Raw genomic sequence first — 14,264 nt, forward strand, 5'->3', positions numbered from 1 at the left:
ACATCTTAATTGTTTAGGAATGGTTTTACAGGTTCACACTGGATATCTTTGATATATGATTATATACAACAGAAACTCTATATTTTTGTGAATTCCTTACTAGTATTTTCTATAATGGCAATTTTGGCAACTGGTATGGTTGCTCCAGCATTACCATTTTCTCATGCAGACATTATCCCACCAAAACATCAAACAAAAATTGGAATATCATCTGAAGATATTGTTTGTGATTCTGGTTTATTCAAGGTAATTCGAACTACAAGTGACTCTGTAGCATGTGTAAAAGCAAAAAGTGTCTTGAAACTTATTGAAAATGGGTGGGCAAAAACCGTTAATGATAAACAAGTTGATGAAGAACTCTTAAACAAAATTATCAATAGAAAAAGCATTGATCTTGCTACAATCAATATTCTTGAAACCGTTCCAATAAAATCTAAAACAGGTACTTCTGCACCTGGAAAATCAATTGCAAACTATGATGTTGCCTTTGAGATTTGTCCTTCTGTTCCAATCTATGCCCCAGATGTCCATATTTCTTCAGATAGTGAAACAAAGCACTATGAATTACCTGGATTAGTTGAATCTGGTTCTTGTACTCTTAGTGCAACAAAAATAAAAGCATCTGATGCAAAATCAATCAAAATTACATTATTAAACCAAGGTGACATCTCTGAAAAAATTGTAACTCTTCAAACTGAACTTGATTCATTAAAAGAACAATTAGCAAAAATCAGACAATCTATTACTCGAGATAACCCTGAAACTCAAAAACAAGGAACTAAAATTGCTGAACTTCGAAAGCAAATCAATGACAAACGTGAGCAATTACATAGAACCCTATTTGCTATCCATACACCATCTACGGTAAAAGATAAACTCAATGAGATGACTTTTTCAGGAAAAATAATTGAAGGTAACTCTGCTAGTATCTTGTCTGTCTTAGATTCAACTCCTGGGCTTTATCATACAGTCTTTGAAGTGTGTGCAGGGCCTACAACAATTAAACTGCCCGTAATCAAAGTTACTTCTGATAAACAGTCTCTAACCCTAAGGTTGGGCGATAAAATCACTGCAAACTCTTGTCAAATGACTTATGTAAAAATAGAGGCAGATGACAAAACTTCCATATCAGTTAAACCTGCAGGAAATAGTGATTCATCAAACAAAGCATCTGACCTTGAAGTTCAAATCAGCAGTTTGCAGAACTCATTAGTAAAAGAGAGACAAACCCTAAAATCATTAATTCATAATCCTGATAGGCCTGAAGATTTTGCAGAATTATTTGATGCACATGTAGTTAAAATCACAGAACTAAGAAACCAAATATCTGTGGCAAAAGCAGAGTTTAGTAAAATTCTATATTTGACATATAATTAGTAAAAGATTCTTTTTGTACTGTATTCTTGGAATGATTTATTCATCTAATGATTTACTTTATTTTGATACTATCTAATTAAGAGATAAACATAAAATCAAACATTTGAAAATTAAGCTATGATTTTTCTACATCTATCTTTATAATTAGTCATGCATTGTATTGGCTCCTGTAAAAATTACAAAGCAACAAGTACAAGTCTTGATGGGGGTCGATATGAATTAGGACAAAAGAGATGTCCTGAATGTGAATTATTCATTAATTGGGAAGGATTGTGGTGTCCTTGTTGTGGTCGTTTACTTAGAACAAAACCTAGAGCTAAAAAATTAAAAAATCGTCGTAAAAAGTAATTTTGAGTATTTTCAATTTCTTCACTTGTTGAATCCTTTTTGGAACGCCTAAACAACAAAAATTTCCATCGATTTTAAGATGAAATGCCAATATTGTAATTCATGGGAAATAGAGTTTTGCCTATATTGGGTATTACTAGTATTGCAATGTTGTTTGGTATGGGTATGGTTTTTCTAGCAATGGCTGAATCCCACCTAATTAAGATAGTATTAGACTCTGGCACCTGAAAGCAAAGTCTATGTCTCTGTTGATTTTGATAATGATGGCATTTGTGATGAACAAGCAGGTTTTAGTTTCAACTTCAACAATTGAAAAAATTGGTGTGACTCAACAGTGCTTGCTATCTAATATCTAAACCCCAACTAACTTTGTTTTTAGGAATGATTTTTAGAAATGGCGCCTCATTTTCTTTCCAGGGTTCTCTTCTAACCCATTCAAATTTCTCAAAAAACATGTTGTAAAATTTGTTAAATTCTGACCCGTTTTCTATTATCTCTGTTATGCCTTGAATTAATACTGCCTTATGACCTCCAGATTTGTAGATGTCGATCACTACACTTGCATTTGGATTTGTTTTTAGATTCATGTATGTTCTTGTATCATAGTCTGTTGCAATAATTATTTCATTTTCACTTAACACAAACGAAACTGGTTTTACATGTGGAATATCGTTATGTGATGTAGCTATTCTTGCTTCTTCTAGTGAATTAAGAAACTCTTTTTCTCTTTGATTGAATTTAATCAAGTGAAAATCCGTTCTCGTATCTCAGGTATGTGTTTGTAGACAATGTCTCTTACTTTGATTTGATCTTCTGGTGTTGGCATCTCTTTTTGTGCACTAAGTATTGCTCCGCTCATCCCCAATGCCATGCCCATAACAATCCCATACACAAATTCTTTTGGGTCTTCAACTTTTAGCACTTCTTTGTTTTCCTTAATCTCATCCAGATATGCTGGAATTGTTGCTACTGCTCCATTTATTGTTTGAATTATTAATGCCTCTAATTGGTCTTCACTCATATCTGTTCTTCAAAGAGATTTGTTAATAAATTTGCGCCTAAGATTTTTAATCAAGAAATATTGAGGTGGTACATGTTCTCATTTTTCACTACAAATGAAGCAAATAATGCCCTTCCTGACGTTATTAAAAAATTTGAATATGCTTTGGCAAAAAAGAATGAAGTGACAAAACTTGAGCAGCAATTGCAAATGAGCCTCTCTTCTACCAACTCTTTTGAAGAATATGTTACCCTAAAACAACAACTAAACTCTGCAATCACAAAATTTTATGAAGCGGTTGAAATTCTTGAAAGTACTGGTGTTGTAGTCAAAAGTATTGAGCAAGGATTACTAGACTTTCCTTCCAAAAGATTTGATGATGAGGTATGGTTATGCTGGAAATATGGTGAAACTGAAATCAAATTTTGGCATGAAAAAGATTCTGGGTTTATGGGAAGAAAACCTATTGAAGTAAATGATGAATCTCTGGTTTAATTTCTAACAAAATTCTTTACATTTATTGTTTTAAGTGGACTAGATGGTAGGTAACGTCCAAAAGTGATGAAAGATGATGAAAAATACTTGATCACTCCTACAAACGGATTGATTGCAATTGAAGGACATTCTATCTCATTTGACATTATATCTACTATTGAAGGATGCGCTGAAGGGCAGGATTCTTTTACTGTAAATGTATCTGTCCCACAAAAAACATTTGATGTCATTGATTTGGAATTATCTGAATGGATAATTTACATTGTAATTATAGGAATTTTCATGGTCGGTGCTACCGTGCTCATATTCCTAAAGAAATCAAAAGCCAATATTGAAGAAGAATGGGAAGAGGAACTTTAATCCCTTCTTTTCTTATCTCTGCATACTCCACAAAGATAGTTTTTCTTAAAATCCTCTAATTCTGCATGAAATTCTTGTGTTTGATAGTATGATTCTCCAGTTTGAAGTCTACCTGGAACCTTTTTTCCACAGTTTGTACAGAAAATATCTAGTTCAAATTTTACCTTTTTTTCATTTTCTAAAACTCTGCCAATTATCATAATTGTATTTGATTGAATTTTTTAATAAACAATAGCCTAAAATTCAATGTCATGAATATTATAATGAAAAAATTATATTATTTTTAATGCTCTCTGTATGGTTTAGGGTTATTAGAATTCGTTTCCTTCTGGCATCTGTAATTGCAGTATCTGTTGGTTTGGCACTTAATTGGTGGCAAAACTCAACAATTCAACCCATTGATGCCTTTTTGACATTTGCAGGAGTTATGGCGCTTCATGCCAGTGTTGATCTGCTAAATGATTTTTGGGATTTTAAACGTGGAATTGATACAAAGACTCCAAAAACAAAGATGAGCGGGGGAACAGGTGTTCTTCCAGAAGGATTGCTCAAACCATCTAGCGTTTATCGTGCTGGTATTGCTTTTTTGATAATTGGTTCAGTCATTGGAGCTTACTTTGTAATTGTTGATGGAATAATTATTGCAATTATTTTGGGATTTGCAATACTTTCAATTTATTTCTACTCTACAAAAATTGTAGACTCTGGATTGGGGGAATTCTTTGTTGCAGTAAAAGGTTGCATGATTGTTCTTGGCACGTACTTTATTCAATCTGGATACATAACTGCAGAATCCATTCTTGCAGGTGTGGTTGTTGGTTCTTTGTCGGCATTGGTTTTGTTCATTGCATCTTTTCCAGATCATGATGCAGACAAATCAAAGGGTAGAAAGACATTGGTTATTGCAATTGGAAAACAAAAAGCAGCAAGACTGTTTTGGATATTTCCACTTGTTTCTTATGGCGCAATAATTGTAGGTGTGTCTTTGAATCTATTTCCATTGATTTCTTTGATAAGCTTTCTTAGTATTCCATTAATGATTAAATCTGGATTTGGGTTGAAGAAAAATTATGATTCAGTTCATGAACTAGTCCCCTTTATGTCTTCAACTTTGATGTTTAGTCGAATTACTGGTGCATTATTTGTCATCAGTTTCTTAATTGGATTTACAGTTTAAACATAAATTTAGTTAAAATTAAGACCATACATGATTTCTGGATGTGCCACTCCTGAAGGAACCAAAAAATTTGCCCAAAATTCAGGTGTAAATCAAGAAAATTTTAAAGAATTCCAGCATCTTGTCCTCTCAAACGTTGGTATTGGAACATATCTTGGTGATCCTGATTCAAAAACTGATGAGTTAGTAACTAATGCAGTAAAGCAGTCTATCTTGTCTGGTGTTAATGTAGTTGATACCGCTATTAATTACCGCTCTCAAAAGGCAGAACGCTCTGTTGGAAAAGCAATTTCGGAATTAATTCAAGAAAATAAAATTTCACGTGATCAAATATTTGTATCAACTAAAAATGGCTATGTCACAAATGATGCTGATGTTCAACTTGGATTTTGGGAATATGTAAAAGAAGAATATACTAAAAAAGGTGTTGTCAAAGAAGGTGATATTACCTCTGGATATCATTGTATGACTCCTAGATATCTTTCAGATCAATTGGATCGCAGTCTAAAAAATCTTGACTTGGAATGTGTTGATTTAATGTATCTTCATAATGCAGTGGAAGGCCAAATTAAGGATGTTTCAAAAGAGCAATTCCTACAAAATCTTCAGGCTGTCTTTGAATTATATGAACAAAAACGTAGTGAAGGAAAAATTAAATTTTATGGAATGGCCACATGGGAATGCTTTAGAGTTTCAAATGATGACCCGCAATATCTTTCCTTAGAAGACACTGTAAACATGGCTCAAAAGGTAGGTGGAGAAAATCATGGCTTCCGTTTTATTCAATTACCTTATAACATGTATTATGATCAAGCACTTCTTGGAAAAAATCAAATGATTGGAGAAAAAAATATCTCTGCTTTAGAATCTGCAACTAGATTGAATATTGGAGTTTTTACAAGTGTTCCATTCATGCAAGGAAGATTACTTGCATCTGGAGCGATGCCTGAATTCAGTGACCTTAAGCCATCTCTGAGAGCATTGCAGTTTATTCGTTCTTCTCCTGGGGTTTTGGCTCCTTTGATTGGACAAAAGTCCTCTGAGCATGTTTCTGAAAATCTTGAAATTATGCAAATTCCTCCTTTAGGAGAAGATGAATTTCTTAATCTTGTCAAAAAACTTACTTCTTAAGATAACCTTCTCATAATTTTACTGAAAAATTTTATAAAAATATAATAAATGGCATTTTTGAATAGTGATGCATGTCTGCCAAAATTTATGATTATTCAAAAATTTGTGATTCTGTACTGTTAATTGATCCTAAAATACGATTTGCTGGTGTAATTAATGATAGAGGAAGATTAGTTGCAGGTGGTATGAAACCAAATGTTGAACCTCTAGAAAGTGAAAAAGACGACGAAATGATATTCATGGAACTTGCATTACGTGTTAAAATGAGAAAAGAATTTGATAAACAACTCGGAGTAGTCAATTTTGCAATGGCTTCTCGTGAGCGAGCAATAGCAATTAGTGTTCTTCTTAATGAAGATATTTTGTATGTGGTGTCTGAACCCGATTCTGATTATTGTGCACTACCAAAAAAAATCCTTGAAATTGTTAATTCTTAAACGATCTTTAGTCAATCTATAAATAGAATTTACAGAAGAAAACCTTGTGCCAGTAGATCCTGTTTGTGGAATTGAACTTGATGAAGAATTAGCTTTACTTCATGAACATGATGGAAAAAAATTCTATTTTTGCTGCAATGGCTGTAGAAGAATATTCATCAAAAAACCTCGTAAATACAAATAATCTCATATGGGGAAAGCCCCGCACATCCTACAGAATTTTGAATTCTCAACTTTGTGTTTACAATATGGGCATGTAGTTTTTGCGTTTTTGCTTATAGGCAAGCCATACAATTTCTTGAAAATTTCATAATAATGCATTGACTCTCTACTTCTAATTATTACGTCATCTTCTTTTTCCACAGTTAATTTTTTTTCAACATATTTTTCTTCCTCTATGATTGATTCAAATAAATCTGTCAGACCAGATGTTCCTGATCCTTCTTGCATGGGGGATTTTTCTCTCCAAACAATTTGTTCAGGAAGATAATTTTCAAAAGTTTTACGTAATATCCACTTTCCATGTTTCTTTTTATTCTCTGCTTTTACCTTCATATTTGCAGGAATTTTTTTGGCCAGATTAATGACTTTTTCATTTAGAAATGGTGACTCTACCTCTATTCCTAGTGCCTTTCCAATTTCTTGTGTTGGGAAATGCATAATTGAACACACTCTATTAATTTCTGATTCCAACTCATCTTCAGATTTGTGAACAAGAAAATTGTATCCTGCAAATAGTTCATCTGCACCATCTCCTGTGATGATTGATTTTGCCCCGTTATTTTTTGCCCATTTTATGGCAAGATACATCACAACATTATTCCTGATCTCAATGTCGTTGAAATTTTTCAAAATTTTTATTGTCTGCTCAACTGCATCTAAAATTTCTGCTGTCTTTACATTGTAAATTGTTAAAGGTAGATTCATCTCTTTTGAAACTAATTGGCAATATGTGAGATCTGTTGAAACAAAGTCTTCTGCAATTATTGCTAATGTTTTTGGTTTTCTGTCTTTTAGAAAATATGCAATGATTGAGCTATCCAATCCACCAGATAACGAAATTAAATTAGATTTGCACAAATTACAAGATTTTTCTAAAACATCATAAAGTTCCTTAGAAGTCTTATTCAATGCAAAACAAATTATTTTGAAATTAAAATAGCTATGCCTAATTTAATGAGTAGAATATCCAATATTATAATTGCAAACTTTAAATTCTTTATAGAATTCTTGAGAATTAATGCTACTTCCTGCTGAGATTGAATCTAAAACTCTAATTCCTGCATTACGTGCAATTTTAGCAAAAAAACTTGCAGAAGATCACAACATTAGGGAAGACGAAATTTCTAAAATGCTTGGTGTCACACAAGCTGCAGTCAGTAATTACATTCGTGGCACACGAGGTGACCCATCTTTGATTGCAAAACTCTTAGCAGAGAAACAAGTTTTAGACATGATTAATGAACTTAGTGACAATCTTTCATCTGATATGGCATACACCCCATCTAGCTTGTCCAAATTTATTGGATTGTGCAATTATATCAAATCAAGCTTGTTGATTTGTGAAATACACCATAACTTGGAATCTGACATTGATGAGCAAGTTTGTAAAGAATGTGAAAACATGCTTCTAAAAGGCCCTGGCAGTGTTTACTAATTTTTAATTAAAATTATTTCTATAGTTGATGTCATTCTACCAATACCTGCTGCATTCTCTGTATCTAATTTTATTTTTTCAACTTTAGAATTATCCTTTAACATTTTTTCTGTGATGATGTTTGCAACTGCTACGGCGTTTGGAATTGAATTTCCTTTTGACCTGATTATTACTTTTTTCTTATTTCCAAGAGTCGATAACACATCAACTGCAGATTGCATTACTGGGTCATTTCCAATATGTATTATGGCTTCATCAGACTTTTTGGTCTGCTCTTGACCATACGGTTCACTTGTCTCTTCCATGAGCATTATTCAACAATCAGCAATTTTGTCTTCTTTTAAGTTTTATCGACCAATGATTCATTTCTCAAAATAGTCGATTGGAATATTTTGGTAATCCCCATTTGGAAGAACTCTTCTAATTGTAATTGGTATTACTCTTTGTTCTAATTCTTCCATTGAAATATCCAATGAGATTCTTGCAGTTTTTGGAATTGGGATAAATGGTGGTGCTCCTAAAGACAACTGCAATGCTCTAGCGCCCATGATTCTTGCCTTCTCAAATCTAGTTAATGTTGGTGGTCCTATAGTGATTTTTCCTTTTTCACAAGGAATTTCAGCTGGTTCATGTTCTTCAATATTTTCAACAACTTCTCTAGTTTCAATTTCTTTGATTCTTTTTTCTAGGTCATCTTGTTCTTTTTCAGTTAATGGTTCTGCATCAACTTTTTTCTCAATTAATTTTCGATAAGTATCAAGTGCTTTGTTTAGTCCTGCATTGGTTTCAACTTCAGTTTCTGCGATTTCATCGGTTGCAGGAATTTCATCTTCGGCGACTTCTACGACTTTAGTTTTATTGGCATCAGACAAGTACCGATTTTTTCTTAAAACGTTATATAATCTAATCATTTTAAACTACGAATTGAGTACTGCATCTGTATCTAGAAAACAACTAATTTTGGAAATTAAGGGTAAGGCAAAAATTTCATGTGATCTAAAACGGCATTTGTCTCCTAGAACTGTTGGAACTATTATGAGATCTTTACCATTAGAGGGACATGCCCATCTTCTAGGAAAAAACATTGTTTACTTTGAAACTTCAGTTGATTCTGGTATTGAGCGTGCAAGATCAGAATTCAAAAAGGGTGATGTTGCATTTTTACCTTCATCGGGAAGTTTTTGTTTTTTTACCAATGATGTTGTATCTGGCAAAACAATGACTCCTATTGGAAAATTATCTGAAAATATTGATGCATTAAAGGATGTTAAATCTGGTGATGTATTGTGTATCTATGAAGAAACTGCTTGATACAAGTGATGTCCTGAGTAACCGCCAACTTTTTTCACAATTCCTTTTTCTGCTGATTCTTTTAGGAATTTGTTTGCTGCCGAAATTTTTACTCCTGTCTGTCTTGCCATATCTTGAACAGTAATTACTTTGGCATTTTGGATGATCTTCATTGCTTGTTGCTCATTAACCATTACTGTGATCTCTGCTTTCTTTGGACCTCCTTCACCCTTGTCTTTCTTACTTTTTTTAGAGTCTTTAGTATTGGATGATGTATCTTTCTTTGCTGCAGTTGGTTTTTTTGCTCCACCCATATCTTGAGAAAAAAATAATCCTCTTATAAACGATGAACCTGTGAATTAATTTTCTTTTTTAGAATTTTCAAATATAAATAACATCCTAGTTATGAAATTGTATGGGTGTAGTATCAAAAGGTGCAAAATGTAATGTTGATGGATGTGACAAAGATGGTGCACGTTCACTAAATACTACCAAAGTTGAAAATGCCGGTTTACGGGTAAATTCTGCAGGCAAAAAAACAGTTCTCTGCAAAGAACATTACAAAGAATACAAAAAGGAATCTAAAGATGACCGAGAACTTGAACGGGCAAGATACGACAGGTTTTAGTTTTTCTTTTTTACTCTTTTCTTCTTTACAGGATTTTTGAAATAATCTTTGCTTAACTTTTCATAGAGTTTATCTAATTTTTTGTATAACCTCTTTGGTTTTCTTGTTTTTTGATTACTTAGAACATATAATGCAAGAATTGGAAATGCAATTGTAGCATCTGCATAAACTGTAATCATTCCGTGGTGTGCATCTTGTACTTTGCCCCAGCTTTTTCCTTCTTGTAATGTTGCACCCGATAGTCCTCCAGTATCTGGTCTTGCATCTGTTATTTGTATGACGTAATCTTGCCCTCCATCGTTTCTTCTTAAAATTTGGTCTAGTAACGGACCTGTTTGCTGAGCTGTGTTTTTTGGAACTCCTCCTCCTAATTCTAAAATTCCCGATTTTTTTGAATCATACAAAATTGCTGCCTGCTCTATTATCTCTCTAACAAAATCTAGACTGTATGTCTTGTTTTCTAGTCTGTGCACTGCAAGATTTAGGGCAAGGGACGAGTCTTTCATTGTTGAAATGTATACTGGGACATCATAATCATATGCTGTTGTAATGAAACTTTTTTCAGGATACTTTGATTTTTCTTTGCTTATTTTACCCATTAAGTTACAAAATTCAGCTGTGGTAAATGGCTTGTCAATAAATTTGTCTTCAAACATTTTTTGAATAATTTGATCTTCTGTTTCTAATGTCTCATAGAACTTGATGTAAACATCTCTAATCCTAACAATTTCATTTTCATACAATTTCATATCATCTACATCAAAACTGCCTTGTTTTACTGGTAAGCCCCATGCAAAATGATCTTCATGATATACATTTGCACCTGTAGTAACTATCCAATCTATGAACCCTCTTTCAATTAGTGTTTTAATAATTCCACCAAATCCAACTGGTGTCATTGCTCCTGAAACAGTGAGACATATTGTTGCATTTTCTTTGATCATTTTTGCATAAAGTTTTGCTGCTTCGCCAAGTTGTCTTCCATTAAATCCAGAACTTGCAAAAACATTGACCAAGTCTTCAATGGTCATTTTTGGATCTAGTTTAATGTGAGGAATATCTTTGCCATGAAATTTGTGTGGATCCACAACCAAAAAACTATCTCCACTCTAAATAATACTTACGTAACATAATCAAAATATTACTTAATTAGGAATGAACTAAAATTAGTCTTGATGGATATTGTTGATTTACATGATCCTCAAAGAGTAAATAGAATTCCTGATAAAACTAAGGTTTTATTTTCATTAGGGAATTTTGTGCAAGATGAGTTTAAAATTTTAAAAGTAGAACTGCGTCTATATCTTGAAAAAACTGATGAAAATTTAGGAGATTATTCTCTGATAACCTCTTTTGTAGAAACTGACAAAGGTAGTGTGGAGATGATTTATGATGAAGGGTATAGAGGAGATGATTCTTTAACAAGGGCATCAGAATTTCTTACATCAAATCTGGGTATTTCTGGGCTAATTTTACGCTCAGTAATTTCATTACGTGGTAAAACCTCCTAAAAAAATTGTAAACTTCTCAGCAAACACTTATTTCAATTGTCTTTTCTGTTTGAAATTATGCGAATATTGCAATTACATTGTGATAGTATAGAATACACTCCTACAAAAAAGGAGATCAAATCAGCTGAAGACATTGAAAATCCTCAAACTCAAAAATTAGATGAAATTGTAGTTGCATTTGTTGCAATTGAAGATGGTGATGACTCATCTGTTGCAAAAGATGCCATATCTCAGATAAAAAATTCTATGGAGAAAATTGGTTGCAAGAAATTATTATTGTATCCATATGCTCATCTTAGCTCAAATCTTGCAAAACCTTCTGTTGCAATATCTTTGTTAAAAGAAATGGAAGAAGGTGCATCTGAACTTGAGGTTTCTCATTCTCCATTTGGCTGGACAAAATCATACAAGATACAAGTAAAGGGACATCCTTTATCTGAGAGTTCCAAAGTTGTTACAAAGGATTCTGCAGATTCTAAGGATGAAGAGATTACTTCTGATGCTCTAAAAGGCGAATCTACTATTCGGTCTTTTTGGAAAATAATGTCTCCTGATGGAACAATGGTAAACATTGGAGATTTTGATTTTTCAAATCATAAAAAATTAGAGGTCTTGGCAAAATACGAGTCTGCTAAACAACGCCAAGTTGACGAACCTCCTCCACATGTTGCATTGATGAAAAAACTAGCGATTGCAGATTATGAACCTGCTTCTGATTCGGGAAATATGCGGTTTTTTCCAAATGGACGTTTGATTAAATCCCTAATTGAGAGACATGTTACTGACAGAGTAAAAGAGTATGGAGGTTATGAGGTTGAAACTCCAATTATGTATGATTCAGAGCATCCAAGTATGGTTAGTTACTTTAATCGATTCCCTGCGCGACAATATAATATTGATTCAGAAGGCAAAAAACTCTTTTTGAGATTTGCAGCATGTTTTGGACAGTTTTTGATGGCTAACCAATTCCAAATGTCTTACAAAAATTTACCTTACAAACTCTATGAACTTACCAGATATAGCTTTAGACGCGAACAATCAGGCGAATTGGTCGGATTAAGGAGATTACGTGCATTTACAATGCCTGATTGTCATGCATTCTGCAAAGATATTCCTCAGGCAATAGATGAGATCAAAGTAAGATTTGATTTATCACAAAATGTTCTAAAGGAATTAGGAATTGATGAATCCGATTATGATATGGCAATAAGATTTACCGAAGACTTTTACAATGAAAATAAATCTGCCATTGAAGAATTAGTCAAAAAACATGGTAGGCCTGTTTTAGTTGAGATGTGGAAAGAGAAATTTTTCTATTTTGTTTTAAAATGGGAATTTAACTTTATAGATAATTTAGGCAAAGCTTCTGCTCTATCTACTGATCAAATAGATGTTGAAAATGGTAGCAGATATGGCATAGAATTTGTTGATGAGAACAACACTGCACAACATCCAATTATTTTACATAACTCTCCAAGCGGTGCAATTGAAAGAATAATTTATGCATTATTGGAAAAAGCTGCTGCTGATTCAAAAAAAGGTAAGAAGCCTCAATTTCCATTGTGGCTTGCACCTACTCAAGTGAGGATCATACCTCTTAAAGAAGAATTTTATGAGTTTTGTGAAAATTTATGTGAAAAAATATCTGCTCAAAATGTACGTGTTGATATTGATGATAGAAATGAAAGTATAGGGAAAAGAATTCGTGAAGCAGAAAAAGAATGGATTCAATATATTTTGGTAATAGGGGAAAAGGAGGCAGGTTCTGAAAATCTTAGTATTCGTGACCGACAAACAGGAAATGTCCGAGAGGTATCTTTTGGTGATTTTATGAATGAAATTAATGAACAAACTTCAGGAAAGCCCTTTACTGGGCTAAATCAGGCCATGCATCTTTCAAAGAGACCTCAACTAATGGTGTAGATTATGAGTTTTCTTGATTTATACATGAACAAAAATCCTATGATAACTGCTTCAGATGATGACTCTGAACCAGTAGCAACTGTATTTGGAATCCCATTTGATTCTACACATTCTTACAAACCTGGTTGCAGATTTGGACCTGATGCAATAAGGGATTCATTTAACAATATTGAAATTTTTCATCCTGAACTTTCTGTAGATTTAGAGACTGTAAACATTGAGGATTTGGGTAATGCACGTCATACAGTTGTAGCCTCTGAAATGATTGAGATGGTAAAGAAAATTACCTCTGAACTTGTTGCAAAAAAAAGACAGTTGTTTATTTTGGGTGGAGAACATTCTATTACTTATGGTACTTACACTAGTTTTCCTAAAGAAACTGGTTATGTTGTATTTGATGCACATTATGACTTGAGAGATGAGTTTGCAGACATTAAACTGAGCCATGCATCATATCTTAGACGAATTGTTGAAGAAAGAGGTGGTGAAAACATTTTGCATGTTGGGGCACGTGCATTTGTCAGAGAAGAATTAGAATTTCTAACTGAACATAAAATCAAGACTATCTCTGATAAAGAAATTCGTGATGGAAAAGGCCCTCAACTACTAAAGGAATTTGTCTCAACTTTTGATGATGTTTATTCTAGTTTTGATCTTGATGTACTTGATCCTGCATTTGCACCTGGTGTTGGTAATCCAGAAGCAGTTGGAATAACTACTCGAGAATTGTTTGATATGATTTACTCCTTCCAGAATACCAAAGTAACTGGTGTTGATATTGTTGAATTAAATCCCTATCATGATAATGGTGCTACAGCTTCTCTTGCAGCAAAGATAATGTCTACACTTATTGCAATTAATCTATCTCAGAATTCATAGATTTTAAAAAAATTGACTCTGATTTGCCTTGATTTTATTTCTGTTCACTTT

General features: G+C 33.2%; 23 protein-coding genes. 15 read left to right on the forward strand and 8 right to left on the reverse strand.

Annotated features, from left to right (window positions below; all coding sequences use genetic code 11):
* The first annotated feature begins 87 nt into the window (after positions 1-87).
* The 3 genes from NPIRD3C_RS05985 to NPIRD3C_RS10995 all read left to right on the forward strand — a co-directional run bounded on the left by NPIRD3C_RS05985 (position 88) and on the right by NPIRD3C_RS10995 (position 1,953).
* Positions 88-1,377, forward strand: a complete 1,290-nt coding sequence (locus tag NPIRD3C_RS05985; protein WP_237087618.1) for a coiled-coil domain-containing protein — start codon at positions 88-90, stop codon at positions 1,375-1,377.
* A 150-nt stretch (positions 1,378-1,527) separates the two neighbouring features.
* On the forward strand, positions 1,528-1,725 hold the full coding sequence (locus NPIRD3C_RS05990; protein ID WP_148703285.1) for a hypothetical protein: 198 nt from the start codon (positions 1,528-1,530) through the stop codon (positions 1,723-1,725).
* A gap of 102 nt (positions 1,726-1,827) precedes the next feature.
* Entirely contained in the window at positions 1,828-1,953 is a 126-nt protein-coding gene (locus tag NPIRD3C_RS10995; RefSeq protein WP_257720262.1) for a hypothetical protein, read from the forward strand.
* Between the two features lie 113 nt (positions 1,954-2,066).
* On the opposite strand, the gene NPIRD3C_RS05995 is transcribed toward NPIRD3C_RS10995, so the two are convergent.
* Together NPIRD3C_RS05995 and NPIRD3C_RS06000 are read right to left on the reverse strand one after the other, a co-directional pair.
* On the reverse strand, positions 2,067-2,471 hold the full coding sequence (locus NPIRD3C_RS05995) for a pyridoxamine 5'-phosphate oxidase family protein (RefSeq protein ID WP_148703286.1): 405 nt from the start codon (positions 2,469-2,471) through the stop codon (positions 2,067-2,069).
* A complete protein-coding gene (locus tag NPIRD3C_RS06000) occupies positions 2,468-2,746 on the reverse strand; it encodes a hypothetical protein (RefSeq protein WP_148703287.1) in 279 nt (92 codons plus the stop codon). The genes NPIRD3C_RS05995 and NPIRD3C_RS06000 overlap by 4 nt, the downstream gene beginning before the upstream one ends.
* A 72-nt stretch (positions 2,747-2,818) precedes the next feature.
* On the opposite strand from NPIRD3C_RS06000, the gene NPIRD3C_RS06005 reads away from it, so the two are divergent.
* Positions 2,819-3,220, forward strand: coding sequence for a DUF2203 domain-containing protein (locus NPIRD3C_RS06005; protein ID WP_148703288.1), 402 nt, complete (start codon positions 2,819-2,821; stop codon positions 3,218-3,220).
* A 63-nt stretch (positions 3,221-3,283) separates the two neighbouring features.
* Positions 3,284-3,580, forward strand: a complete 297-nt coding sequence (locus NPIRD3C_RS06010; RefSeq protein ID WP_237087619.1) for a hypothetical protein — start codon at positions 3,284-3,286, stop codon at positions 3,578-3,580.
* Here NPIRD3C_RS06010 and NPIRD3C_RS06015 read toward each other — a convergent pair.
* Positions 3,577-3,780 carry a hypothetical protein gene (locus NPIRD3C_RS06015; RefSeq protein WP_148703289.1) on the reverse strand — a complete coding sequence of 68 codons (204 nt, stop codon included), beginning with the start codon at positions 3,778-3,780 and terminating at the stop codon, positions 3,577-3,579. The genes NPIRD3C_RS06010 and NPIRD3C_RS06015 overlap by 4 nt on opposite strands.
* Before the next feature lie 86 nt (positions 3,781-3,866).
* Between NPIRD3C_RS06015 and NPIRD3C_RS06020 the strand changes: the two genes are divergently transcribed.
* The 4 genes from NPIRD3C_RS06020 (at position 3,867) to NPIRD3C_RS06035 (ending at position 6,509) form a co-directional block, all read left to right on the forward strand.
* Complete coding sequence (locus tag NPIRD3C_RS06020) at positions 3,867-4,757, forward strand: prenyltransferase (RefSeq protein WP_148703290.1); 891 nt, start codon at positions 3,867-3,869, stop codon at positions 4,755-4,757.
* Between the two features lie 30 nt (positions 4,758-4,787).
* Positions 4,788-5,888 (forward strand): aldo/keto reductase, encoded by a 1,101-nt coding sequence (locus NPIRD3C_RS06025; protein WP_148703291.1) that lies wholly within the window; start codon positions 4,788-4,790, stop codon positions 5,886-5,888.
* Positions 5,889-5,959: 71 nt separating this feature from the next.
* Complete coding sequence (locus NPIRD3C_RS06030) at positions 5,960-6,325, forward strand: DUF6659 family protein (RefSeq protein WP_148703292.1); 366 nt, start codon at positions 5,960-5,962, stop codon at positions 6,323-6,325.
* A 46-nt stretch (positions 6,326-6,371) separates the two neighbouring features.
* On the forward strand, positions 6,372-6,509 hold the full coding sequence (locus NPIRD3C_RS06035; RefSeq protein ID WP_014963322.1) for a YHS domain-containing protein: 138 nt from the start codon (positions 6,372-6,374) through the stop codon (positions 6,507-6,509).
* Positions 6,510-6,511: 2 nt separating this feature from the next.
* Here NPIRD3C_RS06035 and NPIRD3C_RS06040 read toward each other — a convergent pair whose 3' ends face one another.
* Positions 6,512-7,456, reverse strand: coding sequence for an asparagine synthase C-terminal domain-containing protein (locus NPIRD3C_RS06040; RefSeq protein ID WP_148703293.1), 945 nt, complete (start codon positions 7,454-7,456; stop codon positions 6,512-6,514).
* Between the two features lie 109 nt (positions 7,457-7,565).
* On the opposite strand from NPIRD3C_RS06040, the gene NPIRD3C_RS06045 reads away from it, so the two are divergent.
* Positions 7,566-7,982 (forward strand): transcriptional regulator, encoded by a 417-nt coding sequence (locus NPIRD3C_RS06045; protein ID WP_148703294.1) that lies wholly within the window; start codon positions 7,566-7,568, stop codon positions 7,980-7,982.
* Here NPIRD3C_RS06045 and NPIRD3C_RS06050 read toward each other — a convergent pair.
* Both NPIRD3C_RS06050 and NPIRD3C_RS06055 read right to left on the reverse strand, forming a co-directional pair.
* Positions 7,979-8,293 carry an AlbA family DNA/RNA-binding protein gene (locus tag NPIRD3C_RS06050; protein WP_148703295.1) on the reverse strand — a complete coding sequence of 105 codons (315 nt, stop codon included), beginning with the start codon at positions 8,291-8,293 and terminating at the stop codon, positions 7,979-7,981. The genes NPIRD3C_RS06045 and NPIRD3C_RS06050 overlap by 4 nt on opposite strands.
* Positions 8,294-8,344: 51 nt before the next feature.
* Complete coding sequence (locus tag NPIRD3C_RS06055; protein WP_148703296.1) at positions 8,345-8,854, reverse strand: DNA-directed RNA polymerase subunit K; 510 nt, start codon at positions 8,852-8,854, stop codon at positions 8,345-8,347.
* 88 nt (positions 8,855-8,942) lie between these two features.
* On the opposite strand from NPIRD3C_RS06055, the gene NPIRD3C_RS06060 reads away from it, so the two are divergent.
* Positions 8,943-9,293: a cyclophilin-like fold protein gene (locus NPIRD3C_RS06060; protein WP_148704156.1), complete on the forward strand. Its 351-nt coding sequence runs from the start codon at positions 8,943-8,945 to the stop codon at positions 9,291-9,293.
* Here the strand turns inward: NPIRD3C_RS06060 and NPIRD3C_RS06065 are convergent.
* Complete coding sequence (locus tag NPIRD3C_RS06065; RefSeq protein ID WP_148703297.1) at positions 9,275-9,586, reverse strand: MarR family transcriptional regulator; 312 nt, start codon at positions 9,584-9,586, stop codon at positions 9,275-9,277. The genes NPIRD3C_RS06060 and NPIRD3C_RS06065 overlap by 19 nt on opposite strands.
* Before the next feature lie 101 nt (positions 9,587-9,687).
* Here NPIRD3C_RS06065 and NPIRD3C_RS06070 point away from each other — a divergent pair, with 101 nt between their 5' ends.
* Positions 9,688-9,900, forward strand: coding sequence for a hypothetical protein (locus NPIRD3C_RS06070; protein ID WP_148703298.1), 213 nt, complete (start codon positions 9,688-9,690; stop codon positions 9,898-9,900).
* Here NPIRD3C_RS06070 and NPIRD3C_RS06075 read toward each other — a convergent pair.
* Positions 9,897-10,988, reverse strand: coding sequence for a homospermidine biosynthesis protein (locus NPIRD3C_RS06075; protein ID WP_148703299.1), 1,092 nt, complete (start codon positions 10,986-10,988; stop codon positions 9,897-9,899). The genes NPIRD3C_RS06070 and NPIRD3C_RS06075 overlap by 4 nt on opposite strands.
* An 87-nt stretch (positions 10,989-11,075) precedes the next feature.
* On the opposite strand from NPIRD3C_RS06075, the gene NPIRD3C_RS06080 reads away from it, so the two are divergent.
* From NPIRD3C_RS06080 to speB, 3 genes are read left to right on the forward strand one after another with little or no spacing between them, the layout of a single operon-like run.
* Positions 11,076-11,411, forward strand: a complete 336-nt coding sequence (locus NPIRD3C_RS06080; protein ID WP_148703300.1) for a hypothetical protein — start codon at positions 11,076-11,078, stop codon at positions 11,409-11,411.
* 57 nt (positions 11,412-11,468) lie between these two features.
* Positions 11,469-13,334, forward strand: a complete 1,866-nt coding sequence (locus NPIRD3C_RS06085) for a threonine--tRNA ligase (RefSeq protein ID WP_148703301.1) — start codon at positions 11,469-11,471, stop codon at positions 13,332-13,334.
* Positions 13,335-13,337: 3 nt separating this feature from the next.
* The gene (speB, locus tag NPIRD3C_RS06090) at positions 13,338-14,213 is read left to right on the forward strand and encodes an agmatinase (protein ID WP_148703302.1); all 876 of its coding nucleotides are present in this window, start codon (positions 13,338-13,340) and stop codon (positions 14,211-14,213) included.
* Positions 14,214-14,264 lie beyond the last annotated feature (51 nt).

Origin of the sequence: Nitrosopumilus piranensis (genome assembly GCF_000875775.1) — an archaeon.
Lineage (GTDB): Archaea > Thermoproteota > Nitrososphaeria > Nitrososphaerales > Nitrosopumilaceae > Nitrosopumilus > Nitrosopumilus piranensis.